The 24,067-nt window shown below is 46.6% G+C and carries 25 protein-coding genes; 17 read left to right on the forward strand and 8 right to left on the reverse strand.

Annotation, left to right across the window (positions count from 1 at the left end; translation table 11 throughout):
• Window positions 1–10: 10 nt before the first annotated feature.
• Genes ACFQS8_RS01535 through ACFQS8_RS01545 form a run of 3 tightly spaced genes read right to left on the reverse strand, consistent with a single transcriptional unit; the run spans window position 11 to window position 2,730 of the window.
• Window positions 11–829, reverse strand: coding sequence for an alpha/beta fold hydrolase (locus ACFQS8_RS01535; RefSeq protein WP_382165050.1), 819 nt, complete (start codon window positions 827–829; stop codon window positions 11–13).
• Complete coding sequence (locus tag ACFQS8_RS01540) at window positions 829–1,842, reverse strand: NADP-dependent oxidoreductase (RefSeq protein WP_382165052.1); 1,014 nt, start codon at window positions 1,840–1,842, stop codon at window positions 829–831. The genes ACFQS8_RS01535 and ACFQS8_RS01540 overlap by 1 nt, the downstream gene beginning before the upstream one ends.
• A gap of 6 nt (window positions 1,843–1,848) precedes the next feature.
• On the reverse strand, window positions 1,849–2,730 hold the full coding sequence (locus ACFQS8_RS01545) for a hypothetical protein (RefSeq protein ID WP_382165054.1): 882 nt from the start codon (window positions 2,728–2,730) through the stop codon (window positions 1,849–1,851).
• 96 nt (window positions 2,731–2,826) lie between these two features.
• On the opposite strand from ACFQS8_RS01545, the gene ACFQS8_RS01550 reads away from it, so the two are divergent.
• Window positions 2,827–3,123 (forward strand): DUF1330 domain-containing protein, encoded by a 297-nt coding sequence (locus ACFQS8_RS01550; RefSeq protein WP_382165056.1) that lies wholly within the window; start codon window positions 2,827–2,829, stop codon window positions 3,121–3,123.
• Window positions 3,120–3,938, forward strand: coding sequence for a hypothetical protein (locus ACFQS8_RS01555; RefSeq protein WP_382165058.1), 819 nt, complete (start codon window positions 3,120–3,122; stop codon window positions 3,936–3,938). The genes ACFQS8_RS01550 and ACFQS8_RS01555 overlap by 4 nt, the downstream gene beginning before the upstream one ends.
• 79 nt (window positions 3,939–4,017) lie before the next feature.
• Here ACFQS8_RS01555 and ACFQS8_RS01560 read toward each other — a convergent pair whose 3' ends face one another.
• The 3 genes from ACFQS8_RS01560 to ACFQS8_RS01570 form a co-directional block, all read right to left on the reverse strand.
• Complete coding sequence (locus ACFQS8_RS01560; protein WP_382165060.1) at window positions 4,018–4,710, reverse strand: hypothetical protein; 693 nt, start codon at window positions 4,708–4,710, stop codon at window positions 4,018–4,020.
• Window positions 4,711–4,898: 188 nt separating this feature from the next.
• A complete protein-coding gene (locus ACFQS8_RS01565; protein ID WP_382165062.1) occupies window positions 4,899–5,267 on the reverse strand; it encodes a hypothetical protein in 369 nt (122 codons plus the stop codon).
• A complete protein-coding gene (locus tag ACFQS8_RS01570) occupies window positions 5,267–6,505 on the reverse strand; it encodes a class I SAM-dependent methyltransferase (protein WP_382165064.1) in 1,239 nt (412 codons plus the stop codon). The genes ACFQS8_RS01565 and ACFQS8_RS01570 overlap by 1 nt, the downstream gene beginning before the upstream one ends.
• A gap of 127 nt (window positions 6,506–6,632) precedes the next feature.
• Between ACFQS8_RS01570 and ACFQS8_RS01575 the strand changes: the two genes are divergently transcribed.
• The 12 genes from ACFQS8_RS01575 to ACFQS8_RS01630 all read left to right on the forward strand — a co-directional run bounded on the left by ACFQS8_RS01575 (window position 6,633) and on the right by ACFQS8_RS01630 (window position 17,902).
• Window positions 6,633–6,947 (forward strand): REDY-like protein HapK, encoded by a 315-nt coding sequence (locus ACFQS8_RS01575; protein ID WP_382165066.1) that lies wholly within the window; start codon window positions 6,633–6,635, stop codon window positions 6,945–6,947.
• Window positions 6,948–6,953: 6 nt separating this feature from the next.
• A complete protein-coding gene (locus tag ACFQS8_RS01580; protein WP_382165068.1) occupies window positions 6,954–7,790 on the forward strand; it encodes an SDR family NAD(P)-dependent oxidoreductase in 837 nt (278 codons plus the stop codon).
• Complete coding sequence (locus ACFQS8_RS01585; protein WP_382165070.1) at window positions 7,790–8,689, forward strand: polysaccharide deacetylase family protein; 900 nt, start codon at window positions 7,790–7,792, stop codon at window positions 8,687–8,689. Before ACFQS8_RS01580 ends, ACFQS8_RS01585 begins: the two co-directional genes overlap by 1 nt.
• Before the next feature lie 5 nt (window positions 8,690–8,694).
• Complete coding sequence (locus ACFQS8_RS01590) at window positions 8,695–9,324, forward strand: VOC family protein (protein ID WP_382165072.1); 630 nt, start codon at window positions 8,695–8,697, stop codon at window positions 9,322–9,324.
• A 168-nt stretch (window positions 9,325–9,492) separates the two neighbouring features.
• A complete protein-coding gene (locus ACFQS8_RS01595; RefSeq protein WP_382165073.1) occupies window positions 9,493–10,314 on the forward strand; it encodes an HpcH/HpaI aldolase/citrate lyase family protein in 822 nt (273 codons plus the stop codon).
• A 12-nt stretch (window positions 10,315–10,326) separates the two neighbouring features.
• On the forward strand, window positions 10,327–10,848 hold the full coding sequence (locus ACFQS8_RS01600) for a MaoC family dehydratase (protein ID WP_382165075.1): 522 nt from the start codon (window positions 10,327–10,329) through the stop codon (window positions 10,846–10,848).
• A 9-nt stretch (window positions 10,849–10,857) separates the two neighbouring features.
• Window positions 10,858–12,045 carry an acyl-CoA dehydrogenase family protein gene (locus ACFQS8_RS01605; RefSeq protein WP_382165077.1) on the forward strand — a complete coding sequence of 396 codons (1,188 nt, stop codon included), beginning with the start codon at window positions 10,858–10,860 and terminating at the stop codon, window positions 12,043–12,045.
• A 14-nt stretch (window positions 12,046–12,059) separates the two neighbouring features.
• Complete coding sequence (locus tag ACFQS8_RS01610) at window positions 12,060–13,202, forward strand: CaiB/BaiF CoA transferase family protein (protein WP_382165079.1); 1,143 nt, start codon at window positions 12,060–12,062, stop codon at window positions 13,200–13,202.
• Window positions 13,202–14,371 carry a CaiB/BaiF CoA transferase family protein gene (locus tag ACFQS8_RS01615; RefSeq protein WP_382165081.1) on the forward strand — a complete coding sequence of 390 codons (1,170 nt, stop codon included), beginning with the start codon at window positions 13,202–13,204 and terminating at the stop codon, window positions 14,369–14,371. Before ACFQS8_RS01610 ends, ACFQS8_RS01615 begins: the two co-directional genes overlap by 1 nt.
• Before the next feature lie 96 nt (window positions 14,372–14,467).
• The gene (locus ACFQS8_RS01620; RefSeq protein WP_382165083.1) at window positions 14,468–15,586 is read left to right on the forward strand and encodes a VOC family protein; all 1,119 of its coding nucleotides are present in this window, start codon (window positions 14,468–14,470) and stop codon (window positions 15,584–15,586) included.
• A gap of 31 nt (window positions 15,587–15,617) precedes the next feature.
• Window positions 15,618–16,796: a VOC family protein gene (locus ACFQS8_RS01625; protein WP_382165085.1), complete on the forward strand. Its 1,179-nt coding sequence runs from the start codon at window positions 15,618–15,620 to the stop codon at window positions 16,794–16,796.
• On the forward strand, window positions 16,796–17,902 hold the full coding sequence (locus ACFQS8_RS01630; RefSeq protein ID WP_382165087.1) for a VOC family protein: 1,107 nt from the start codon (window positions 16,796–16,798) through the stop codon (window positions 17,900–17,902). Before ACFQS8_RS01625 ends, ACFQS8_RS01630 begins: the two co-directional genes overlap by 1 nt.
• Here ACFQS8_RS01630 and ACFQS8_RS01635 read toward each other — a convergent pair.
• The gene (locus ACFQS8_RS01635) at window positions 17,899–18,618 is read right to left on the reverse strand and encodes a GntR family transcriptional regulator (RefSeq protein ID WP_382165089.1); all 720 of its coding nucleotides are present in this window, start codon (window positions 18,616–18,618) and stop codon (window positions 17,899–17,901) included. The genes ACFQS8_RS01630 and ACFQS8_RS01635 overlap by 4 nt on opposite strands.
• Before the next feature lie 3 nt (window positions 18,619–18,621).
• Window positions 18,622–19,887, reverse strand: a complete 1,266-nt coding sequence (locus tag ACFQS8_RS01640; protein ID WP_382165091.1) for an acetyl-CoA hydrolase/transferase family protein — start codon at window positions 19,885–19,887, stop codon at window positions 18,622–18,624.
• Window positions 19,888–20,022: 135 nt separating this feature from the next.
• Between ACFQS8_RS01640 and ACFQS8_RS01645 the strand changes: the two genes are divergently transcribed.
• The 3 genes from ACFQS8_RS01645 to ACFQS8_RS01655 are packed head-to-tail and all read left to right on the forward strand — an operon-like array spanning window position 20,023 to window position 24,065.
• Window positions 20,023–21,396 (forward strand): MmgE/PrpD family protein, encoded by a 1,374-nt coding sequence (locus ACFQS8_RS01645; RefSeq protein ID WP_382165093.1) that lies wholly within the window; start codon window positions 20,023–20,025, stop codon window positions 21,394–21,396.
• Window positions 21,397–22,788, forward strand: a complete 1,392-nt coding sequence (locus tag ACFQS8_RS01650) for a phenylacetate--CoA ligase family protein (protein ID WP_382165095.1) — start codon at window positions 21,397–21,399, stop codon at window positions 22,786–22,788.
• Complete coding sequence (locus ACFQS8_RS01655) at window positions 22,788–24,065, forward strand: amidase (protein ID WP_382165097.1); 1,278 nt, start codon at window positions 22,788–22,790, stop codon at window positions 24,063–24,065. Before ACFQS8_RS01650 ends, ACFQS8_RS01655 begins: the two co-directional genes overlap by 1 nt.
• Window positions 24,066–24,067: the final 2 nt, after the last annotated feature.

A 24,067-nucleotide genomic window follows, 5' to 3' on the forward strand; every position in this document is an offset into this window, starting at 1 on the left:
GATCGAAGGTTTAAACGGGAGAGGCGTCTAGCTTCTCCCGTACGCATTTGGCGATATCTTCAGGAAATGCCGCGAGCAGGTTATGTGACCATTCTGGCTTCTCAATCACTTCTCCATTCTTCAAAATCTTTGTTGCCCGTTGTGTGCAAAATGTAAGATCATCGGTCGGATTAAAGATTGTAATTCTTTGGTCTAAGGTTTTAAGGCCTTCGTTGAAGGGAATATCGTATGCAAAGGCTGCTGTATGCCCCCACTCATAAGCTTCTCCTGCCATCATTGTCATATAGAATGACCGATCAAGCGTTTCCAGCGATACGTTGTCTGTGTGGCGTTCGATAATGCGTTGCCAATTTACTTTGTGACGTGTGCCTTCAGCATCCAATGGAATTGGTGTGAAGAGATCTTCAAATGATTTTCGTTCTTCTTGCGTGAAGATGGCAGCTGAAATCATCGTTATGGCATGAATAGCCTGTGGCCGCATAAGGGCCATTTCAACGGCCACTTTCCCGCCCGTATGATTGCCGAATAAATCTATATAATCGTGCCCAAGCGTATCAGCTACTTGGAATGCTGCTTCGGCGTAGACGCGAATACTAACTTCAGATTCTGTTTCAGGGCCGTCAGACATGCCGTATTTGGGGTAATCAAAGCTTACAACGATACGGTCTGAGCTTGCGTGTTTCATAAAGTCTTCAAACTCTAGGGAAGACTTTGGGCTTTGATGCAAACAATAAAGGGGCGGCCGTGAGGCTGCCCCTAAAGGTGATGCTACACGTACATGGATTTGTCCAAATGTACCGTCAACATATAAGCGTTTTACCGCGTTCATTACACATTCTCTGCTGAAACTGTGACGACTGCTTTTCCGAGGTTTTTACCATTCATGAGGCGCTCGAATAACACAGGTGCATTGTCCAAACCTTCGACGCGATCTTCAACGAATTTTAGCTTTCCGTCTCTGATCCATGGTGCAGCTTCTGCGACATAATTATTCCAGCGGTCGTAATAGTCATATACGACTAAACCGCTCAACTGGGCGCGCTTACCAATAACAAAACCGATATTCATAGCGTGCTGACTCTGTGTTGTTGTGTGGTAGGCATCTACAAGGCCACAAAGAACACCGCGCGCATAAAGGTTTGCGTGGCCAAGTGCGATCATGGCCATATCTGCTGATACGTTTTCAAAGAAAACTGATAAACCTTCGGGGAGAGCTTCACCCAATGCATCGCGCCAGCCGTCGGCTTTATAGTCAACACATTTGTCAAAGCCGTATGTGTTTTCAACAAGGGCACATTTTTCAGCACCACCAGCAATACCTACAACACGCTTTGCGCCTTTAATGCGTGCAATTTGTCCCACGGTTCCACCTACTGGACCAGCAGCTGCATCCACGAGAACTGTGTCACCTTCACCTACTTTCGCGAGTTGGGTAATCCCAGCCCAACCCGTTAGGCCTGGCATACCTAATACACCAGCATGCGCTGACAATGGCGCAATGGACGGGTCAATTTTACGAAGGTGTTGTGCATCAATAGCAATAATTTCTTGCCACCCACCTTCCATTGAATGCACCCAATCGCCAGCACTAATGCCAGAAACCTTGCTTTCCAATACCTGACCAACAATGGCTCCGGAGATAGCTTCTTTCATTGGTACTGGGGCTGTATGTCCCATATGACGATTGCGAATGATGGAGCCAACATATGGGTCTAACGATAGGTGAACGACACGCACAAGCGCACCATTTTCAGGACAATTAGGTGTAGGCACATCAATAGCGATGAAATCATCAGCGGTTGGTTTGTGATCTATTGTTGTTTTTGTAGTGATCAGTTTCATAATTGTTTAGCCTTCTACGATTTCAATGAGGGTGCCGTCAGGGTCTTTCATGGTGCCAACGCGTTTGCCTTTATATATAGGGCCGTTACGTATGACTGGTTCGGTGATCCATGGTCCAGTGAGCGTATTAAAGTCAGGATGCCAGAATGTACCAATGGCGCATCCGGGCGGAAGCATTCCAGAGTGTCTTTCGCGTTGGCTAGCTGCATCTGGGTATTGGTCTACTTCCAAAAATACATCTCTATTGTGAACCATAGTTGAGATGCGGTGTAGTGCGTTTATGTCTGTACCATATGCGTTTGCAAGCATTGTATAGACGATTTCCATGTCGCGTCCCATGTGAAGTCCGACATGCTTTTCTATCCATTTATTCGTTGCGTCCATATCGCTTGCGCCCATAACGAGGATAAATAGCTTATCGAATAGAGTTTCAGCTCTTGGGAGGTCAAATGCAGGAAGGTCATCTTTGATCTGAGTTAGATAAACAACCTCTTCATCAGGGCCTTTTACTTGCATTGGATGAATTGCAGGAAGCCCCTCTATTTCACGCGGAGGGCCGATAATTTCAAATGGGCTATTGAGGACACGTTCATTTGCAGCAAGGACATCGGTAACGCAAATTTCAATTGCATTCCAACCATATGTACGCAGCGCTTTATAGCTTTTAACGCTTGGTTGTTCGACAAAACGGATATAGACTTCTGCACCAGAGCTTGGTTGCATAATCGCATAAGGGCAGTTGGTTGAATTTGGCGTACCCCAGCTTTCTGCTAGATTCGCGTCGATTTGGCCTTCCTCTATGACTGTGTAATCAAAATACTCGGCATATAGAGAGGTCGAGCGTTTGATGTCGGCAACGGCGAGAGTTGCTGAACGTAACAATTTCATAATTCAATTGTCCTTTTCAAATCGAGCGAAAGTGCTTTACTTACTAAATGATATATCATTTGATGTGTAAAGTTCCAAATCAAAAGGAAAGTTATTATGTCTGCTTATATGATTGTTTTCGCAAAAATATCTGATCGCCAACCTTTCATTGAGAAATATGCGGTGCCGGCAGCCAAACTTGTTGCGCAATATGGCGGTGAATATGTTGTGCGTGCGCCAGGCGTTGAGGCCAAAGAGGGCGGTATGTTTGATGGTCAGAGTGTTGTGATTTCCAAATGGCCAGATAAAGCAGCAATAAATGCTTTTTGGGAAAGTGCTGAATATCAGAAACTAAAAGAAGCGCGTGCGCCTTATAGTGAAGCTCATGTGATGGTTGTAGAAGAGCCAGCATGATGAAACGTTTTATTGGTGTTTTGTTGGTGTCGACTGCTTGTGTTGGGGCTGCGATGGCGCAGCCACCTCCATTGGCAGATTCGCGCGAATCCATGCCTGCCGCTGTGCAGATGAAAAGTGAGATGTCCGCCAAGGCGATTTTAGAATCTGCTTATATGGCTGCGGGCGGGGATAGTTTTACGCGCCCTCAAACGCTTTGGCTGAAGGGTTATAATATAATCCGTGCTGGAGATAAGGAATTGCTTTGGGATAAGTACGCTATGTGGCGAGAGTATGCGTCAAACAAAACGGATGCGCACGAAGCAAATGGCAAGGTAAGAATTGAGGGCTGGACGGATGGAAAGCTTCAATTGTTGCTCTCTTTTGATGGAAAGCAGACCTATAACCAAAACGGTTTGATGGAAGACCAATCTGCCAATGAGATGTGGGCAAATAGTTTTGGATTTGGTGCAATTCGCCATGCGCTAGATGATGGATGGTCTCAAAAGCGAGTCGCGGATCGTCAAATAGATGGCGAGCCGACGTATATGATTGAGTTAACTGACCCCTCAGAAAAGCAAACCTTATTTGGAATTCGACAGTCTGATTTTGCGATCGTGTATGTGGGGTTTGATACGCCACGTGGATGGCATGAGCGGCGGTATTCACATTTCTTTGAAAAGCCTGATGTGAGCTGGAAGCAGGCCGGTCGGGTGAGGTTGTTCTATAATGGACAGAAAGCGAATGAAGCAGTGTGGACTGACTTTGAGGTGAATACTGTGTTTGATGAGGAGAATTTCGTCATTACAGAGACGCCCAGTCGGCCAGAATTTTAAGAATAAAATAAAAGTAGATATGAAAAAGGCCAGCTCAGATTTGAGCTGGCCTTTTTGTTTGAAACGTTGGTGTTTCAGATTAAAATGGTTTCACTGCACCAAAGAAAGCGGTTGTAAGGATCAGTACCCAGTATAGATACGCAACATTACGACCGAGTTGAATTGATTTATCCAGCTTTGCTTCGAGCTCAGCATTTGGTCCCTGCGCAAGAATAGGGAAAATCTTACGCCATTCATGCATGATAATGCGTAAAATAACACCGATAATGAGTGCTAGACCGTAAGTTAGGATTTTTGCGGAGAACCACATTTGGCCTTCGCCTGCCGCGAATGGACCATTGCCCATTAGGGATGAAAGAGCACTAATAATAAGGATTGGGATAAGTGGGTAGCGCGTCCAATCCTCAACCAAAGCAAGCTTGTTGCCCAATTCATTTGTGCGGTTTGCAAAAGCGCCCCATGTGATGACCATCCATACAACCCATAGGAGCCACATTGCGACCAACCAGCCGCCACCTAGGGGTTGGACGCCCCATAAATAACCCATGTGTAGGCCGAGCGGGAGTAGGGAGATGATCCCTGTGCGGGCCATGATATCGATGCGGTAGGCTGTCGACATGTGGCGTGCACGCTCTTCCAAGGGGAGCTTGTGGTTGACCACTTTATAAGAGGTTTGGAACACACCCCATTCGCCACCTAGCCAGTACACCATGGCGACGATATGTAGCCATCTTAGAATGTGCAATTCATTCGTTGCTAAAAACTCTCCCATGGGAGCCCTCCGAGTTGGTATTCTTTATTGGTATCTTGGGAGTAAATGATATATCTTTTTGAAAATGGTGCAAGTGGGCGAAATTGAAGCAGGTTTGATTTTTTTGGAAATGCTCGAAAAAATAAGGCATTTGCACAATGATGTTTATGCAAATGCCTTATTTTTAGACTTAATTTCAGGAGAGAATGTTAGTCCGTTTGGGCAAACTCTTCTGCGACTTCTGCGCTAGAGGCTTCATCTGGCATGGAGGCTGCTTCAACATCTTGCTGCATGATTCGGAATACACGTGCGATATATTCCTGCATAAGGAGGCCACGCTCATCAGCTTCAAAACGTGCAGGTTTGTAGGCTTCGATTGATTCCTTAGTGACTTTGCCATCTCGCTCTAAAAGACGTTCAATTGTATCCATGCGCTCACGTATGACGGCGACCTCTTGGACAAGGGCGTGAGTGATGTTCATGAGACGCTCAACATCAGTGTCTTCCAAGAACCAAGGGCGTTTGCCTTTAGATTTTGCGCCAGCCAGTTTTACGGGGTCAATTGATTGAGTGCTCATTAGACTGCCTTTCTTGCGCCAACAACATGCCATGCGGCTTTGCGGCCATAATCTTCTTGTTCTGTATCTTCAGCTGCTTCTGGGAAAATGTCCGCATCTACAACCGCTGCGACGCCGCCATGAATAAGGCTTTCGCGGTCGAATCCGGCATCTACCATCCATTGATCAAGGTCGATTTCGTGAACCTTAGTCCAGAAGGGTTCGTTGTTGTAAAATGCATCCCAATCACGCATGGCTTGCTCGAAAAGAGGCATGGAGTCAGCGTATTGCGGCTGTTCAACGTGGAGCACAATGCCGCCAGGGCTTAGGAGGCGGTATGTCTCTGCGAAGATTTTAGGCATGGATTTGTAGCTCGTTTCATGCAGGAACATGGTCGATTGAATCCAGTCAAAACTACCATCTTCAAAACGGCTCAAGTCTGATACATCAGCTTGAACAAACTCAACATTTTCAACACCGAGTGATTTTGCACGTGCGAGGCCGTAACGTAGCATTGGGGCACCAGCATCCACCGCAACAACATGTGCGTCAGGGAAGGCTTGGGCGATAGGCAAGACATTGTGTCCAAGACCTGCACCAATATCGAGAATACGCTTGGGTTTGAAGTCTGGTAGGTTTTTAGCAACCCATTGAGAGACTGCAACTCCGCCGCCATCATTGAAGCGTCCTAGCATGCCGCCAGTGGTCGCAAAGATACCAGAATCGTAATTTGCTGCCCCTGTGATATCGCCCTGTACTAGCTCTGTGTAGTAGCTGCCTGGCATGCAGTGATGGTCTATTGCCTCTGTGGAGCGTGGCTGTTTGAAGTCTGGATCAAGTTTGAGGCGGTCATCACCTTCTGTAAGGAGGCGGGCTTTTTCATTCAACGCATCAGCTTGGCGAAGCGTCACCCAGCGGCCTGCTTGTTGGCGGGATTCCATTGTGGAGCGGCGTAGCGCTGACCACCATTGAAACATTGGGTCTTTCGTGAGTGCTTTTCGCACTTCATGACGATCTTTAAAACCTCGTCCGTTTTCTTCTTTGAACTCTGGCTCAACGCGCGTTTGATATGCTTCAGCGACACCGCCCATAATGCGTGTGGAAAGGTGGCGATTCATCTGCGCTAGAAAATTGAAGCGTGCAGTTTCATCATGGGTTGTCTCTGGGTAGACGGCGTGTTTGCCTACGACGCGATAGTCCGGAGGCCCGTCATATTGGAAAGCTGGGCTGTTATTACCGCTATTTTTTTTGTCTACCATGTCGCATCTCCCGTTTTTTTGATGCCGATGTCGGCTTTCTACGTGACTCATTTAGGGATGAGGGGTATGAAAGTCCAATAAAAGATATATCATTTATATCCATAATTGCCATAAGGGGAATAAAAAAATGAGTACTAAAATTGTCGCACTGTTTAATTTGAAGCCTGATGTAAGCGTGGAAGACTATGAGAACTGGGCAAAAAGCACAGACATTCCAACTGTTAATGGCTTAAAGTCGATTGATGATTTTTCTGTGTTCAAGTCAGTTGCACTTTTAGGCACGGATGAAAAGCCACCTTATTCTTACGTAGAAATCATTGATGTCAACGACATGGATGGATTCGGTGCAGATGTTTCGACTGAAGCAATGCAAGCGATTGCTGCAGAATTCCAAGGCATGACGAGTGATCTGTTTTTCATTCTAACTGAAAAATTGGGGTAAAAAGCAATGGCGAGCATGAAGGGTAAAACAGCTGTAATCACTGGATCGGGCCGTCGTGCTGGATTGGGTGAGGCGATTGCCATCCGATTGGCAAAAGAAGGGGTGAATATCGTAATCTCTGATATTGGTGCCCCTAAAGACGACGCTACAGGTGCTGAGCACATAGGTTCGACTGATGAGATGGAGGCAATTGCTGCTGATCTTCGAGCTATGGGTGTTGAAGTATCTACAAAGGTTTGTGATGTGCGCTCGCTAGAGAGTGTTCGTGAGTTAGCCCAGCACGCCGTGGATACGCATGGCAGCTTAGATATCTGGGTGAATAATGCAGGTATTGGCTATATTATGAAGCCATTACTGGATGTAACCGAGGCAGAATGGCGCGCCGTTATTGATGTTAATTTAACGGGTGCATTCTTTGGTGTTAAGGCTGCTGCGGAAGTGATGACGAAGCAGGGCAAGGGCGGGCGTATTGTCAATATCGCTAGTCAGGCGGCCAAATCTGGTTTCCCACATGCTCAGGCATACACAAGCTCAAAGCATGGTCTCGTGGGTCTCGTGCGATCTGCGGCTGTTGAGTTGGGTGGTGACAAGATCACCGTCAACAATGTGTGTCCAAACCATGTAACGACAGGTCTTGGCGCTTGGCAGAATGAGTATTTTGCAAAAGTAACAGGCGCTGAGTCCGTTGAGGCTTATATGAAGGCAATGGCTGCACGTATTCCAATGGGGCGCCCTGGTTTGCCTGAAGATACAGCGAACGCTGTGGCGTGGCTATGCTCAGACGAGGCTCAATATATTACCGCTGAAAGCATGAATGTGTCTGGTGGAGAGGAGCCACACTAATGATGAAGAATAATGAACCTGCTCCAGCAGATTTTCGTTGGCCAAATGGTGGAAAACTAGCGCTGTCCATCGTTGTGAATGTTGAAGAAGGTGCTGAGAAACGCGTTGATGAGGGCGATCGCGGTCCTGAGCCTGTGGACGAACTAAAAGCGGTGCCTAGAAAGCCAATTCGTGTCTACAGCAATGAGAGCAATTACGAATACGGAATTAATCGCGGTGCGCCACGTGTGCTTAAAATCCTTGATAAAGCAGGCGTGAACGCAACTTGGACAGTGTGTGGGCAAGCCCTTGAAAAAGCACCATGGCTTGCAGATGCAATTATGAAGCGCGGTGATGAGCCAGCTGATCACGGTCATAAATGGGCTTTCACGGCATTTATGGAAAAAGATGCAGAAGCTGCGTTTATTGAAAAAAGTGCGAGCAGCATTGAAAAGACCTGTGGCCGCCGTCCGGCGGGGTGGTTGTCTCGGTATCTATATTCAGCAAATACACGTGGTTTATTGAAAGATGCTGGATACCTTTATCACATGGATGATTATTCCGATGATTTTCCGTATTGGGATGAGGTTGAGATGACGAATGGATCTAAAGAGCCGATTGTAATTCTTCCCTACGCCATTGATAGCAATGATATGAAGTTTTGGATTGATCCTTCATTCATGCCGGACATGTGGTTGGATTATGCAAAGCGTACATTCAACTGGCTCTATAATGAAGCGCAAGAAGAGGGCGCGCGGATGATGAGCTTGGGGCTGCATTTGCGCATTATCGGGCGTCCCGGGCGTATCGAAGTTTTCCAACAATTTTTAGAACATGTACGCAATCACTCTGATGTGTGGGTTGCTACGCGTGAGCAAATTGCTGAGCACTTTGCGGCAAATGTTCCAGCGAGAAAGTAAGTAAGATGAAATTGAAGTTTATTGTAGGTATCGCAGCTGCACTTGGTCTTTCAGCTTGTGCGACAACGACTGATACTTCTCGTGCTCATGGTAACATGACGGGTGAAGAAATCGTTCAATATCGTGACAAAAACCCTTATCCTGTGAACCCGGTAAATCTGCGTCGAACCACTATGGTTGTGAAAGATATGGAAGCGGCACTTGCTCTATATCGTGACGCTCTAGGTATGCAGGTTGTGTATGATCAGGAGTTATCTTCAGAAGGTTTGTCGACGCGACACAAAGCTGACGGTAAAAACCGTTCGCGACTTGTTTTGATGCAGACAAATTCTGGGCAAATGGGAATGGTAGGGCTTTGGCAGTTTTTAGATCAAACTGAAAAAGATCTTGCCGAACCTGATCCGGCTGACTTTACTCCTGGTGAGATTGTGTTGCTGTTTCATGCTGAAAACTTGAAAGAAACTTTCGCGAAGGCTTCAAAAGTTGCTGGCGTAAAAGTTTTGGGTGAGCCTCATGAGCGACGTTATCCTTCGCCGGCGGGAGACATTGTTGTTATGGTGTCCATGCTTGTCGATATGAATGGTCACACAATTGAACTAAATCAAAAGCTTCATGATCCACGGGATGCGAAGTAGAGCATTTTATATGTGAATGCTTCCAACGGAGGCCAATATAGTTTTAAGCCGCAGCTGCGTTATCGCTCTGCGGCTTTTTTCTTGAATTATGATATATCTTTTCAGTTCTTGATTGACATTTTCTGGATGTTCAGTTTAATTTGTCCGGACAATTAAATGGATTGAATCATGACCTACACATTTAGATCTTTATTATTTGTTCCCGGCGCGCGCGCTGATCGGTTTGATAAAGCGGCAGCAACCAATGCTGATACGATTATTATTGACCTTGAAGATGCGGTGTTGCCTGACGATAAGGATAGCGCGCGGGCAGCGACATTGGATTGGTTGAGCAAACGCGCAAGCAATGTTGTGGCTGGGGTGCGTATAAATAGCCCGCGTTCAGCAACTGGATGTGCAGATATAGCGGCGCTTGTTCAATCTGATGCCAAACCAGACTTTGTCATGGTTCCCAAAGCTGAAACCAGTATTGATATTGAGATTGTTAAAGAGGCACTCGGTGGAAATGTACCGATCATCTCTGTTGTTGAGAGTGGTCGCGGATTAAAAAATGTCTTTGATATTGCTGCGGTGTCCGATGGAGGCATGCTGTTTGGCGGTGCTGATTATAGCGCGAGCTTAGGTGCTGACCTTTCAAACTGGGACGCAATGTTGGTTGCGCGTGGACAGATTGCTGCTGCATGCGGTGAGGCGGGTGTGCCAGCGTATGACGTGCCATATCTTGATGTCCAAGATAATGATGGCCTCATCGAAATGACGACGAAAGTCAAAGCGTTTGGCTATGCTGGTCGTACATGTATCCACCCGAAACAGGTTGAAGGTGTGAACGGGGTGTTTACCCCGAGTCCCTCTGAAATTGAGGATGCAAAAGCAATTATCGAATCTTTAGAAGCGGCTCAAGGTGGAGCTGTTTTACATAAGGGGAAATTGGTGGACCGACCAGTTATCCTCGCTGCGCAACGTGTTTTGGCGAAAGCCTCCCAAGAATAAAAGGAAATAACTATGGTACAGAACTGGAAAGAAGTTGGACCAAACCGCTATCGCGAAACATTTGGTCGCTATTACGAAGATTTCCATGAAGGTGACATTTACGAGCACCGTCCGGGTAAAACTGTCACTGAATATGACAATCACATGTTCACTTTGATGACGATGAACACGCACCCAATGCACTTTGATGCAGAGTTTGCCAAAGCATCTGAGTTTAAGAAAAACCTTGTTGTGTCTCCATACACATTGGCTTTGCTGATTGGTATGAGCGTGACGGATTGTTCGCAAAAAGCGATTGCAAACCTTGGAATGGACGAAGTGAAGTTCACTGCTCCTGTGTTCGCTGGTGATACGATTGTTGGTGAAAGTGAAGTTCTAAGAAAGCGTGAGAGTAAGTCCCGCCCGGGCCAAGGTATCGTGACGATTGTGACACGTGGTTACAACCAAGACGGCACGATGGTGTGTACATTTGTGCGTAACATGTTGATCCCTTCACGCGGAAACGCTGTGGAAGATAAAGTCGGTAATTACTAGGAGACGGCCATGACTAGCGAAGTGATGACACCAGAAGAAGAAGTCATGATCCTCGACTCCATCGAGAAATGGCTAACTCAAAAAGTTAAACCTGTCGTGATGCAGCTTGAGCATGACGATGAATACCCACACGAGCTTGTGGAAGACATGAAAGAGCTTGGTCTCTTTGGTGCGCTAATTGAGCCTGAATTTGGCGGTCTTGGAATGTCTGCATCTTTGTATTCAAAGATTGTGACGCTGATTTCGTCTGAATGGATGAGCTTGTCGGGTGTGTTTAACTCACACTTGATGATGGCCATGATTGTTCAAAAATTTGGTACGCAAAAACAAAAAGAGCATTGGCTTCCAAAGTTTGCGACAGGTGAAATTCGTGGCGCGCTTGGTCTCACTGAGCCAGATGCGGGGACGGACCTGCAAGCGATTAAAACGAAAGCAACTCGCGTTGGTGACAAATACGTTGTTGAAGGCGCGAAGACTTGGATTACCAACTGTATTGAAGGTTCGTGTGTGGCTTTGTTTGTGAAAACAGACCCTAATGCAGATCCGCGCTACAAAGGTATGTCTATCCTGATTACCCAGACGAAAAACCCAGAAACGGGTGAACCTCTTCCGGGTGTGACGAATGGTAAAAAGCTTGAAAAGCTTGGCTATAAAGGCATCGACTCTGGTGAGTTGATTTACAAAGATTATGAATGTGATGCCGAGCTTTGCCTCGTTGGCGGCGAAGAGGGTAAAGGCTTCTACATGGCAACCGGCGGCCTTGAAATCGGTCGCATTAACGTTGCAGCTCGCTCTGTTGGTATTGCTAAACGTGCGTTGGCCGAATCTGTGGCTTATGCGCAATCTCGCAAAACTATGGGCAAGCCAATTTGTGAGCACCAAGCTATCCAACTGAAATTAGGTGAAATGGCCGCAAAGACACGTGCATCTGAACTCCTCGTTGAAGATGCTGCGCGCTTGTATGATGCAGGTGAGCGCGTGGACATGGAAGCTGGTATGGCGAAGTATTTTGCTTCTGAAACAGCTGTTTACTGTGCGACAGAAGCGATGCGTATTCATGGTGGTTATGGGTACTCAAAAGAGTATCCGATTGAACGCCTTTACCGTGATGCACCGCTTATGTGTATCGGTGAGGGAACAAATGAGATGCAACGTATCATCATTTCCAAACAGCTTGTGAAGCGTAACCCAGTTTAAACGGAGTTCATCTTATGACCGCTAAATTACTTGAAGGCGTTAGAATACTCTCTGTTGAGCAGTATGGTGCCGGACCTTATGGAACTATGCTTCTTGCTGACCTGGGCGCTGAAGTAATTAAAGTGGAAGATGCTGGTCGCGGCGGTGATGTTTCGCGATCAGTTGGCCCATATATGCTGGGTGAACAAGACAGTGAGTTCTTTCAGACTTTCTCCTATGGGAAAAAGTCTGTGACACTTGATCTTAAGTCCGAAGATGGCCGCAAAGCCTTTGAGGAATTGGTAAAAACGGCAGATGCTGTGGCGAATAACCTTCGTGGTGATCAGCCTGAAAAACTGAAGATTACTTATGATTACTTAAAAGCGATTAATCCTAAAATCGTATGTGCTCACTTGTCGGCCTATGGACGTAAGTCTGAGCGCGCAGCATGGCCCGGTTATGACTATTTAATGCAGGCAGAAGCGGGCTTTATGTCTATGACAGGTGAGCCAGATGGCCCACCTGTGCGCTTTGGATTGTCTATGGTGGACTTTCACACAGGAAGTCATCTTGCAACGTCTCTGCTTGCCGGAATTTTAAGTTCCTCCCGCACTGGTGAAGGGTGTGATGTCGATGTTTGTCTTTTCGATACTGCCCTTCATCAGCTTTCTTACCCCGCCACTTGGTATCTAAATCAAAAACATAAAACGGGACGGTTACCTCGTGGCGCTCACCCATCCATCGCTCCCAGCCAGTCTGTAAAGACGTCCGATGGATGGGGCCTTCTCATGTGCCAGACGCCAAAATTTTGGTCGTTATGGTGCAAACTTACGGGTGCTGAGGCGCTCGCAACAGACGATCGTTTCGCCACTATCCCTGCGCGGCGCGAGAATCTGGAGGCTCTCACTACGGAAGTGGACGCTGTGATGATGCAGCGTTCCACTGCCGAGTGGATGGATATTTTAGGCGGGCATGTACCATTTGCACCGGTGATGGATATCGCTGAAGCTTTAGACAGCCCTTATGTTCAGCATGTTGAAATGACGTCACAAGTTGACCATCCCGATGCACCCAAAGGATTACGTGCGCTTTCTTCGCCATTCCGTGTAAACGGAGAGCGTCCAAAGCTGACGCGTGCTCCTAAAATGGGTGAGCATTCAGAAGAGTTGATAAAATAATGAAACTATCCGGTCTCAAAGTACTCGACCTTTCGGCATTCCTTCCTGGTCCGCACATGACGATGATGATGGCTGATCATGGTGCCGATGTGATAATGATCGAGCCTGCCAATGGTATGGGAGAGCCTACTAGGGAGATCGGACAAAAAACGGATGACGGTATTTCTGTGTGGTTTCGCAATATAGCGAGAGGAAAGCGCAGTTTAAAACTGAATCTGAAGGACGAAGAAGGTCGCGCTTTATTTTATGCATTGGCCAAAGAAGCCGATGTTGTCATTGAAGCTTTTCGTCCCGGTGTTGTGAAGCGTTTAGGCGTTGATTATGAGACGCTGAAGGAAATGAACGAGAAGCTTGTTTATTGTTCAATCTCGGCTTTCGGACAGGATAGTTCTCTTGCATTAAAGCCAGCGCATGATCTTACAATTCAAGGCATGGCGGGGATTGTCGATTTTAATCGCGGTTTAGAAGATGGTAAGCCAGCAATGCCGAATATGCCTGTGGCTGACACAACTGCTTCTTTGATGGCTTTTTCAGGTATCCTGATGGCCCTTTATCGTATGCAGCAAACGGGTAAAGGTGATTATGTGGATATCGCCATGTTTGATGCATGTATTGCTTGGACACCCAATGTGCTGGGTCCAACATGGGGCGAAAATAAAGAGCCTGTTGCTAAAGATATGCGCAGTTTTGGCGGCAGCGCGATGTATAATTTGTATGAAACTTCAGACGGTGAGTTTGTCATACTTGGTGGGTCGGAAGTCAAATTCGCTGCCAATTTACTAGAAGCTATGGGGCGTAGTGACTTGTTGCCCTATGCTAAAGTTGAACCCGGACCGGAACAGGCACCTTTGCGTGATTTCTTTAAGGCGCGTTTCTCTGAAAAGACTTTGAAAGAATGGCAAGACTTCCTTGCGGATGTTGATTGCTGTTGGAGTTGGGTACGCAGCTTAACTGAAGCGATGAACGACCCTTTTACGCAAGAGCGAGAAATGGTGTTCACGGATGCGGATGGATATAAACATATCGGTCCAGCTATTAAATTTAAAAATGAGCCTCCTCGCCTTAGCGCCAGCATTCCTTCCTATGGCGAACATAGTGAAGAGATTGCAAGAGAAGCAGGCATTCCCGAAAAAAGCGTCACAGATTTAAAGCAACGTGGTGTGATTTAAGGCCTAAATTCTCAAAACCTTTCTTTATTTTAAGTTTGGACCTTTTCAACCTCCTCAAAAGATATACCATTTATTTGTCTTTTGGAGGAGAGATCTATGTTACGCATTTTTACGATGCTTGCTATGGCAACGCATGTTGCTTTTGGCATGAATGCATACGCTGAGAGCCGGCCTGATACAGGGGTTTCTGGGGTATATGAGGTAGTAATGGGGGTGAGCGATGTGGAACCTTCAATTGAATATTTTGGTGAGTTTGGTTTCGAAGTCGTAAAATCTACAGCGCTTACAATAGAACAGGCTGAGAAGATTTACGGCGTGCCTAGCGCGGCAAAAATTTACCGTTTGCAGAATGGTGAAATCGATTCACACGGCCTTCTGCGAATTATCGAATGGGAGACACCACTGGGCGATGGTGTCGGATATGCACCAGCTGAAACTATCGGACAGCGTATGGCTGTAATGCGCACGAAAGATGTGTTCCGGATTTTTGATGTCTTCAAAGACATGAGAGAGCAAAGTGTTGTTCCTGTGTCGCCAACGGAACCTGTATATGACGATCTATATGATATGGATCAGGGCGCTTACTCTATCACCACGCGTCGGGTTGGTGTGCGTGAGATGGCTGTATATGGCGAGTTGTTCAATCATATTTTTTTCCAAAGATATGGGTATGTCATTCCAGGGTATGGCACGATTGAAGATGCCGAACTGCAAACGAGCGAATTTACGCATCATGACTTTGTGATCAAAGGCGATATCGCAGAAGTTACCCAATATTATGAAGACGTTTTGGGGTTCGTGTCAGAAAATGAACCAGTGTTGGATGGTGACTGGCAAAATGGCCCGCGCAAAGTGTTTCAAATGGATGATGGAACAGCGCATTGGTATCGTGGGTTCGTGTCCCCTAATAATATTTGCGGAAAGCTAAAATTCTTTACTGCACGAGATTCTGAATTTGTCCGCGATAGGTCTGACCAGCAAAGGTTGGGCGAACTTGGCATTACAATGCATACCGTGTTTACGCCAAAAATCGGCATGGTTCATAAATTGGCAAAAGAGCGTGGCCTTGAACCTACCAAACGTATTCGCAATGAGTTTGGCGAAGATAGTTTCTTCTTCATTGGGCCTGATGGTTCAAGTTGGCAAATCCTTGAGCAGCCAGAATTGAAGAATGTGGTTTCAACTGAATTTAAGCTTGAGCAGGTCGCTAATTAAGCGAACTTAATGTCCATGGAGGGGCAAACCAATGACCAAAACATCTGAATTTGTAAAAGTAATATTAGCGACCACAGCTGCTATAACGCTTGTCGCTTGTAGCAATGAGCCAGTTGAGACTGTTGATGTTGAAACACCAGAAGCAGTTGTTGAGCAGGTGGAGGTTTCCAATAGTCTCCAATTTAATCCGTTGGATTCAATGTCCCCCAAAAGCCAAAGAGAAGATGCACTCGCTTTACCTTTGCAGACTGTCACGCTTTCTACGACCGACTTTGAGGGGACGAAAAGGTTTTATGTGGATGGAATGGGGATGACATTGAATGGCCCGTTTGAAGTGTCTGCTGAAACAAAAGCACTTCAACGGGCATTATGGGCTGTTCCAGATGACGTAGATTGGACGGAATACAGTCTGACCCGCCCAAGTGGAAAGGTGCAAGATCGCGGAGCGATGAGCATCCGCGTGTTGGTGTTGAATAAGGAAACGCCACATGTTCATGCGTCATGGGATTCTCGCTCATATGGCGGGTTCTCAATGGGCTTTCCTAATATGGATAATGTGAAGCTGGATGCGAAGATCCGTGCGTTAGGATTCACAGCGCGCAATGAGCATGAAATCTACGAAGTGCCGCGCCTTGATGGGTCTATGTATGAGATTCAAGAAACAATCTTTGATGCGCCTGATTATGTGCATGGTGTCGGAATTACACGTGTGGATATGGATGCGCTTGGAGCAATTGATGCCGAGACGGGGCTAGGCGGGCCGGGATACTCTGCGCAGGTTGTCGATGATTCTGTGCCTGTATTGGCGTTTTACACAGACGTACTTGGTTTAGAGATCCGTCGTGACAGCATCTTCAAGAGTGCTGGGCAAGATGGCGCAATGAGCCTGCCAAATGGATCTGAATTTCGGTTCGCTATTTTAGCTGCAAAAGGATATGGACCGGGTGGGCATATGCTTTTTGTCGATTTCAAAAATGTTGATGGTATTGAAGGAAACGCGCCGCCACGCGTTCCAAATCGCGGCATAGGCATGTGGAGCTTTCCTGTGAAAAGCTTAGATACTGTTATGGCAAATGCTAAGACTGCTGGAACAAATATTGTCCATGAGCCTGCTCTTATCGATGATCCTATTCACGGTAAAATTCGAGTAGCGACTTTCTTGGCACCGAACGAATTCCTTGTAGAGGCCTTTGAGAAGGTTGAAAGCTAATGAGAAATTTCATTTTGGGGGCAGCAGGAATTTTGCTGCTGGCGGGCTGTGGTGCGGATGATAAGCCCGCATCCAGTGAAGCTGTTACACCGGTACATGACACGCATGAAACGAGTGCCAGTAAAGATTTTTCTATTCCTGACGGCCCAGAAACGGGACTTTCTGGATGGACAGAAATTGTAATCACAACACGTAATTTATCACAATGGCGATCATTCCTGACCGAAGATGCAGGATGGGAAGAACGAGATTCTGGAGAAATTGACCCAGCGCTAGCAAAGCTTTGGAACATTCCGGGTGATGTTTCAGGCCAAGAAACAGTATTTGCTAATATTGGTTCGAAGAGTGGATTTATTCGCTTTGTAGAGCTTGAAGGCACGGATCAGGAAATGATCCGTGTTGATGATCGTCCTTGGGATGTGGGTGGATATTTTGATTTTAATGTGCGGGTTCTTGGTTTGCGGGATCTGCGTGAGAAAATGATTGCACGTGGATGGCAAGGTGATTCAGAACCTATTCAATACACGTTTGGTCCTTTTGAGGTGATTGAATGGATTGCCCGAGGTCCAGATGGGGTAAGGGTAGCTTTTATTGAGCGATTGAAGCCAACACTTGAGGGCTGGCCTGACCTTAAAGCTATGAGCCGTACATTTAACGCCACTCAAATGGTGCGCGACATGGATGCAGCGCGTTCCTTTTTTCAAGGTGTGTTAGGTATGAAGGCTTATCTTGAGCATAATGGAGCTAGTGAAGTTGCAGGTCCCAATGTTTTAGGACTGCCATTTGAAACAGCAACTCAAGTACCCCGCGATGTATATATCCTTCATCCTCAAGGTGTTAACGAAGGGTCCATTGAGCTTGTGAAGTTTGAGGGGGCGAGCGGACGAGATATCTCAGAACGTGCGTTGCCGTATAACTTTGGAGTGTCCGTTACGCGTTTTCCTGTCGAAAATTTAGATGCGACAATGGAAGCTATTTCTGCGCGAGGTGGTGAGTTTGTCTCTGAAGTTGTGGAATTAGAGCTTTCAGGAATTGGTCCAGTTAAAATTGTATCTATGTCTGCTCCAGATGGCGCACGATTGGAGATATTTGAGAGACTCAACTAGCCGTTAGTACGTGTTAGGTTGATTTCATAGGCAAAGCGGCCGGCAGGATGGAAACTTTCCGATAGAAGGAAGGTTTCCTCCGCCGCATTCAAGTATCGACGAAGCGTATGGAGTGCTGGACTTTTAGGCTCAACGTGAAGCATTTTGGCTTGCTCATGTGTAAGGGCGATTGCTTCCATACGTTGAGTAACATCTTTCACACTGACTTGTTTTTGGGCTTCGATCCATTCTGAGATTGGGCCCGTTAATGTATTGATTATGTGCGCGTTTTCGGGTGCTAAGTCAGAGCGTATATAGACTGTCGTGATTGCTTGAGGTGGTTGATCACCCACGGCTCGACATCCTCTAAACCATTTAAAACTTCCAGTGAGGTCAAAGCGCTCCAGCATTTCGGTGTCGCAAATGCCTTCGGTTGTAATCGTAAAACGTGCCTCTCGGGCATATTGTAGGATGGAGTCAAAATCGCCGATGGGTTGAGCAAAACTTGGTGCGCCATAATCAGCGACAACTGTACCCGCGCGACGTCGGCGCAGGATAAGACGTTCTTCAGATAAGATACGTAAAGCGTCACGAGCAGTGTGGCGAGACACAGTATAAGTGTCGCAAATTTCCATTTCGGTGGGGAATGCGTCACCGGGTTTAAGTTCGCCAGATATTATTTTTTCTCTAAATATATCAGCTAATTGCTTGTATCGTGGCTGCGTATCTTTGGTCATCGATTAGAGTGAACTCCTGATGTTTGCCCACGCAGCTTGTAATTCTGAATGGAAAGCAGGGTCAGCAATAGCAATGAGTGCTTGGGCCCGTTCTTCAATAGATTTTCCTTTAAGTACTGCAATTCCATGCTCAGTGACAACCGTATCCATATCGGCACGTGCTATAGACGTGGCATTGGGCTGTAGGCGGGGTGTTATGCGTGTGAGAGTGCCGCGCTTTGCTGTTGATGCAAGTGCGATAATGCCTTGCCCATTGGGTGCTATGGCGCTGCCGCGCAAGAAGTCGACAAGGCCACCGGTTCCTGAAACTTGTTTGCCATTTATGAATTCTGCATTGGCTTGGCCAAAGAGATCAACTTCAATCGCAGAGTTGATGGCTTTTAGGTTTGGAATGGCGCTGAGAGTTGAAATATCATGTGTATGAAATACAGGCTCAAAACAGACCGATTCATCTGTTTTTAGGTGTTGATATAGTCGGTCTGTTCCGATTGCCACACCGGTCGTGACACTTCCTTTTGAGCGATCAAGACTGTCAGAATCAATAAGGTCGAGTAGGGGGTCAGATATCATTCCGGCGTGAATTTTCAGGTTTTTGTGCTCTTTTAGACTGCCCAATACGGCTTGTTGCACGTTGCCTAAGCCAAATTGAAGTGTGTCTCCGTCGTCAATGAGGCTGGCTATATGCTGGCCGATTTTAGCGAACGTGTCTGGTAAATCATTTGGTGCAATTTGAATGAGGGGCGTGTCGGTTTGGGCGGCACATAAAAAGCGACTGAGAGGGTATTTAGGTGCATTGGGAGGCGATGGCATTGCGTGGTTAATTAAAGCAAGAACGGGCACATCATTTCGCGCTAAAATAGCTTGAGAAAAATCTGATGAAACGCCTAAGCTTACATTCCCGTCTTTATCGGGGGGACTAACCATGACAACGCCGCCATCAAGAGGTGTTGAGGATAACCAGCGCCAACTTTGAGTGTAGGAAAGTGGTAAAAATTGAGTGTCACCAGTTTCAAAGCTGGATCGCAGATCGGCACTTAGAAAAATGGTTTCTGCTTTTGCTGTCGGGTGAAGGCTTGCCCAATCGGTTTTATTTACACCTGGAATCCAAATTCCAAGAAATGTGGTGTTTTCTGCAAAAGTGTCATTTTCTTTTAGATGGTTGGAAAGAGCGATTGGTTCTCCGCTACAGCCTGCAACATATAGTCTTGAAGCTGCTGGAAGTGCCTTTTTTAAAATAGTTAGTGCATCTGAAATTGAATGGTATATCATTTAATTTGCCTAATTTGCTCTTTTTGGGTTCACGCAACCATATTGATTATGCTAACACTATAATATGTCCGGACAAATTAAATATACCTCTTTCTTATTTAAACTGACAGAAAAACTGTCGCAGGAAGCATTGGCATGACGAAATTTATAGATGCGATAGTCGAACATGGTTTGACAGTTCGGTTTGAGGATATGCCACCTCAAGCGGTCCTTGCTGTGAAAACTTTTTTGTTAGACACAATTGGTGTGGGTATTGCGGGTGCCAATGCACCTCTCGCGAAAACGATCAGAGACTCTGCATCGCGGTGGGCAGATGGCGGACGTTCGAATGTCTGGGGACGTCATAGCGTTAAGACCAGCGCAGCCAATGCAGCTTTTATCAATGGCTTTCAAATTCACTGTCAGGAGTATGACTGTGTACATGAGCCAGCGGTAGTCCATCCTTTAGCTACAATATTATCCGCTCTAATGGCTGAGATAGATAGTCAATTCAAATCGGTTGATGGGAAAGAACTAGCCGTTGCAATGGCCGTTGCTGTGGACTTTGCAGCGGGAATTGGTGTGTCTGTTTCCTCGCCTTTGAAATTCTTTAGGCCAGCAAATGCTGGTATATTTGGTGCGACTTTAGGCATTTCGCGTTTGCGTGGGTTTGATGCTGAGAAGACCAAGAACGCACTTGGGTATGCACTCGCATTCTGTTCAGGCACGATGCAGTCTCATGTTGAAGGTAAGCCGGCTTTACCAGTGCAAATTGGTAATGGAGCACGGGGCGCTGTGATGGCGTGTGATCTTGCTGAGCTTGGTATGGAAGGCCCACACGATAGTCTTGAAGGTCCATATGGATATTTTGCGCTGTTTGAAGATGAATATGATTTAGAGCCAGTTATTCAATCACTTGGTAAAGTGTGGCGGATCGCAGAAGTTAGCCATAAGCCATTCCCGACCGGACGTGCGGCGCAAGGCGGCATAGTATTGGTTCAAATGCTAAAAGTTCAAGGCGTTACGATCGACAATCTTGAGACTCTGACATTGCGCGCCCCGCCTATTATTGAACGTCTTGTGGGGCGTCCCTTAGTTGAAGACATGACCAGCAATTATGCGCGATTGTGTTTCCAATATTCTGGAGCTGTCGCACTGATGACAGGAAATGTGACGTTAGAAGATTTTACCGATACATCGCTTCAAGATGAAAAAATACATGCATTAGGGCAGCGGATTGTTGTGGAGAATGACGGGCATCCTAGTCCGTCGGCTTTTGCCCCACAAACGGCAATTGCCGTTTTGAAAGATGGCAAAACCGTAGAAGCTTCAATTGATGCGCTATTTGGTTCCCCCGCATCACCGATGTCTCGTGAAGAACATATCGCAAAATTTCGTTCCTGCTGCGCTTTTGGCTGGGGACAAAACAACACGCAAACTGAAGATACTCTTATTAAACTTACTGACAATTTGGAAACGCTGGACGATTGCGCCCACCTTTCCCGTCTAGCAACCGGACAGGAGACCTAAATGGCTGATACACATAAAAATTACTTTGATTCTGCTGACTGGAACCAGATGCAGAAGGAGCACCCGATTGGGGATGATTTCATCACTTTCGCAAAGAAAAGTAAGGATGAAATTCGCGCGCATCAGGAAAAACTGTTTGCGCGTTGTGTCGCGCGTGCATGGCAAATTCCATTTTACCAAAGACTTTGGGGAAATGCAGGTATTGAAACGGGAGATATAAAGGGACTCGATACTTTATCTTCTCTGCCAATGTTTGATAAAAAAGACATTATGGACTCTATCGCGCTTGCACCGCCATTGGGTGATTTTTCTGGGTTCAATACTTATCCTGACGGACGTCCGCCTGTCATTATGCACACGACGTCGGGAACAACAGGTACACCCCAAGTATTGCTATTTGGTGCGAAAAGCCGTGAAGCGCAAAACTTGCTACTTGGACGTTTATATCGTTTCCAAGGCCTGCGCCCTGATGATGTGGTACATTCTGTTTATGGGCACGGCATGATTAATGGTGGCCACTATGTGCGTGAGTCTGTGATTCACTGGACAAGCGCTATTTTTATGTCTGCGGGTACGGGTGTTGAGACCCGCTCTATCAAGCAAGTTGAGTTGATGCGCGATTTTGGTGCGACTGTGATTGTTGGTTTTGCTGATTATATCAAAAAGCTTGCACGTGTTGCGGTCGAGCAGGGCATTGATCCTGTAAAAGATTTGAACATCCGCATGGTGTCTGGACATCTTGGCCGTGAAGATAAACAAGGTTTGTCTGATTCTTGGGGCGGTGTTGAGTGTTTTGACTGGTATGGTGTGGGCGATACTGGATGTATTGCTGGTGAAGGCCCAGACCGCAATGGTCTCTACGTTATGGAAGATGCTCAATACTTAGAAGTTTGTGGTATTGATGATGGTAAGCCAGTGGCGGATGGTCAGGATGGAGACATGGTTTGTACTTGTCTCTACAAGGATGACATTTATCCAATCATTCGTTTCAACACGCATGATGTGACACGCGTGCGTACAGATTCATCTGCATTGGGAATTAACTTCAAGCGTATTGAAGGTTTCCTTGGACGTTCAGACAATATGGTGAAAATTCGCGGTATCAATATCTTCCCACAAGCGATGGGTCCATTACTCGAAGAAATGGACAATTTCGCCGGTGAGTTCATCTGTAAAGCTGAACGTGACAGTTCTGGCCGTGATGAGTTTATTGTGTGTGCTGAAGTGAATGGTCCACGCGGTGAAACAGAAGTGGCGAAGTATAAAGCCTTCTTGAAACAGAAAATTGGTATTGATTGTGGTATTGAGCTTTCTGGGCCGGGTGATCTTGCTGCATTGACGCAAACTGAAGTGCGTCAAAAGCCTATCCGTTTGATTGACGAGCGTTTTTAATGACCCCCATTGAGCGCTTTCAATATTATCGCGATCGTATCCAGTCGCTTAACCCGCAATTGAACGCATTTGTGAGTTTGCGATTTGAAGAAGCAGAGGCGGACGCTGAAGCATCTCAACAGCGCCATGACAATGGACGTGCATTATCACCAATCGACGGTTGGTGTATCGGTGTGAAGGCGAATATTGCTGTAAAGGGGATGCCTCACCACGCTGGAATTGCTGCGTACAAAGATGTGATTGCACCAGAAGATGCTGTGGCTGTTGCGCGTTTAAGGGCGGCAGGTGCGGTGATACTCGGCATTGTGAATATGCATGAGGGGGCTTTGGGCGCAACGACGGATAATGAAGCTTTTGGGCGCACGCAAAACCCTTGGAAACATGGTTATACGCCTGGTGGATCATCCGGGGGATCTGGAAGTGCAGTTTCTGCGACATTGTGTGATGTGGCGCTTGGATCTGACACAATGGGAAGTGTGCGTATTCCGTCTGCTTATTGTGGTGTGCAGGGGCATAAGCCTACCACGCACTTAGTGCCTGATGATGGTGTGATTGCATTGTCTTATACGCTTGATCATGTGGGGCCACATGCGCGCAGCGTAGATGAACTAGCTGCGGTTTTAGCAGTATTAAGTGATCAGGCTGTGGTGACCCAGAAGGTTGATCTGTCGGATCTGCGTATCGGCATTTGGGATGGCGCAGGCGATGTTGCACTAGATGGGGATGTTGAAGCGGGTTTTGCAAATGTTGTTGCAAAGTTAAAGTCTGCGGGCGCATCATTAGAAAGCGTGACACCTCCCGAGTATTTGTATGGTAAATCTCGTCGTGCAGGCTTGTTGATTTCTGAATGTGAAGCCGCTGAAGTGCATGCGGAAAAATTGGCTGAAAATCCAGATGGGTTTTCACCTCTATTCAGAAAGCTCATGGCATGGGGCGTTGCACGCCCTGCACAAGAGTTGAAAGACGCTTATGCGCATGTGAAGGCAGTTCGTGACGCAGCTAAAGCGGTGTTTGAGCGGTTTGATTTTGTGATCGCACCGACAGCGCCGCAAAATGCTTTCTCATTTGATGCTGACGTGCCTGCTAATCAGGCTGACTTTACAGCATGGGCTGACTTTGCTGCTTTGCCTGCAAGTGCTGTCTATACGGGCGTATCTGAAAATGGATTGCCATTATCTTGTCAGGTGATGGGGCCAGAAGGGGCTGATGCTCGTACTTTAAGTGCTGCATCTGCATTAGAGCGATTGTTTGGCCAGCCACCAGCGCCATCTATTTAAAG

The sequence above is a fragment of the Hirschia litorea genome (genome assembly GCF_042665075.1).
Classification (GTDB): domain Bacteria; phylum Pseudomonadota; class Alphaproteobacteria; order Caulobacterales; family Hyphomonadaceae; genus Hirschia; species Hirschia litorea.

What these genes read in the sequence shown, in the direction of transcription:
- ACFQS8_RS01545 (WP_382165054.1), bottom strand. Translation starts at nt 2,730, where the DNA reads ATGAAATTGTTACGTTCAGCAACTCTCGCCGTTGCCGACATCAAACGC.
- ACFQS8_RS01655 (WP_382165097.1), top strand. Translation starts at nt 22,788, where the DNA reads ATGACCCCCATTGAGCGCTTTCAATATTATCGCGATCGTATCCAGTCG.
- ACFQS8_RS01600 (WP_382165075.1), top strand. Translation starts at nt 10,327, where the DNA reads ATGGTACAGAACTGGAAAGAAGTTGGACCAAACCGCTATCGCGAAACA.
- ACFQS8_RS01590 (WP_382165072.1), top strand. Translation starts at nt 8,695, where the DNA reads ATGAAATTGAAGTTTATTGTAGGTATCGCAGCTGCACTTGGTCTTTCA.
- ACFQS8_RS01650 (WP_382165095.1), top strand. Translation starts at nt 21,397, where the DNA reads ATGGCTGATACACATAAAAATTACTTTGATTCTGCTGACTGGAACCAG.
- ACFQS8_RS01540 (WP_382165052.1), bottom strand. Translation starts at nt 1,842, where the DNA reads ATGAAACTGATCACTACAAAAACAACAATAGATCACAAACCAACCGCT.
- ACFQS8_RS01620 (WP_382165083.1), top strand. Translation starts at nt 14,468, where the DNA reads ATGTTACGCATTTTTACGATGCTTGCTATGGCAACGCATGTTGCTTTT.
- ACFQS8_RS01580 (WP_382165068.1), top strand. Translation starts at nt 6,954, where the DNA reads ATGGCGAGCATGAAGGGTAAAACAGCTGTAATCACTGGATCGGGCCGT.
- ACFQS8_RS01535 (WP_382165050.1), bottom strand. Translation starts at nt 829, where the DNA reads ATGAACGCGGTAAAACGCTTATATGTTGACGGTACATTTGGACAAATC.
- ACFQS8_RS01640 (WP_382165091.1), bottom strand. Translation starts at nt 19,887, where the DNA reads ATGATATACCATTCAATTTCAGATGCACTAACTATTTTAAAAAAGGCA.
- ACFQS8_RS01615 (WP_382165081.1), top strand. Translation starts at nt 13,202, where the DNA reads ATGAAACTATCCGGTCTCAAAGTACTCGACCTTTCGGCATTCCTTCCT.
- ACFQS8_RS01555 (WP_382165058.1), top strand. Translation starts at nt 3,120, where the DNA reads ATGATGAAACGTTTTATTGGTGTTTTGTTGGTGTCGACTGCTTGTGTT.
- ACFQS8_RS01560 (WP_382165060.1), bottom strand. Translation starts at nt 4,710, where the DNA reads ATGGGAGAGTTTTTAGCAACGAATGAATTGCACATTCTAAGATGGCTA.
- ACFQS8_RS01575 (WP_382165066.1), top strand. Translation starts at nt 6,633, where the DNA reads ATGAGTACTAAAATTGTCGCACTGTTTAATTTGAAGCCTGATGTAAGC.
- ACFQS8_RS01645 (WP_382165093.1), top strand. Translation starts at nt 20,023, where the DNA reads ATGACGAAATTTATAGATGCGATAGTCGAACATGGTTTGACAGTTCGG.
- ACFQS8_RS01595 (WP_382165073.1), top strand. Translation starts at nt 9,493, where the DNA reads ATGACCTACACATTTAGATCTTTATTATTTGTTCCCGGCGCGCGCGCT.
- ACFQS8_RS01565 (WP_382165062.1), bottom strand. Translation starts at nt 5,267, where the DNA reads ATGAGCACTCAATCAATTGACCCCGTAAAACTGGCTGGCGCAAAATCT.
- ACFQS8_RS01585 (WP_382165070.1), top strand. Translation starts at nt 7,790, where the DNA reads ATGATGAAGAATAATGAACCTGCTCCAGCAGATTTTCGTTGGCCAAAT.
- ACFQS8_RS01570 (WP_382165064.1), bottom strand. Translation starts at nt 6,505, where the DNA reads ATGGTAGACAAAAAAAATAGCGGTAATAACAGCCCAGCTTTCCAATAT.
- ACFQS8_RS01635 (WP_382165089.1), bottom strand. Translation starts at nt 18,618, where the DNA reads ATGACCAAAGATACGCAGCCACGATACAAGCAATTAGCTGATATATTT.
- ACFQS8_RS01630 (WP_382165087.1), top strand. Translation starts at nt 16,796, where the DNA reads ATGAGAAATTTCATTTTGGGGGCAGCAGGAATTTTGCTGCTGGCGGGC.
- ACFQS8_RS01550 (WP_382165056.1), top strand. Translation starts at nt 2,827, where the DNA reads ATGTCTGCTTATATGATTGTTTTCGCAAAAATATCTGATCGCCAACCT.
- ACFQS8_RS01610 (WP_382165079.1), top strand. Translation starts at nt 12,060, where the DNA reads ATGACCGCTAAATTACTTGAAGGCGTTAGAATACTCTCTGTTGAGCAG.
- ACFQS8_RS01625 (WP_382165085.1), top strand. Translation starts at nt 15,618, where the DNA reads ATGACCAAAACATCTGAATTTGTAAAAGTAATATTAGCGACCACAGCT.
- ACFQS8_RS01605 (WP_382165077.1), top strand. Translation starts at nt 10,858, where the DNA reads ATGACTAGCGAAGTGATGACACCAGAAGAAGAAGTCATGATCCTCGAC.